Source organism: Gilvimarinus sp. 1_MG-2023 (assembly GCF_030548285.1).
The window spans coordinates 1-268 of the sequence record NZ_JAUOSC010001068.1 but is presented as its reverse complement, the minus strand read 5'-3'; the positions used below and the strand labels follow the sequence as shown (position 1 = coordinate 268).

Below are 268 nucleotides of genomic sequence, written 5' to 3'. Positions count from 1 at the left end.
ATCCCGGATTCCAGACCATTGTCGCCGTTATCGGCTGTGTGGCCAGATGGTGTTGCGATTGCTGTTACGACCAGGGGATACCCTGATACTGAGCGGCAGCGACCCACTGCAAGGCGTCGAGATCATTCGTTGTGATGACGTGTCAGCGCCGGCGCTGACCGCCAACGATAGCACCCTGGCGCTGACACCGGTTGTGGCCGACGGCACCCTGAGTCTGCTGGAGCAGGGCGACAGCCGCTCGCTGCAGGCTCGTCAGCAGTTGCAAGAC

1 protein-coding gene is annotated in these 268 nt (G+C 61.9%); it reads left to right on the top strand.

The genetic code is table 11. From position 1 onward, the window contains the following. Positions 1-58 precede the first annotated feature (58 nt). Positions 59-268: hypothetical protein (locus Q4563_RS20145; RefSeq protein WP_303605779.1), on the top strand; the 210-nt coding region annotated here is incomplete at its 3' end.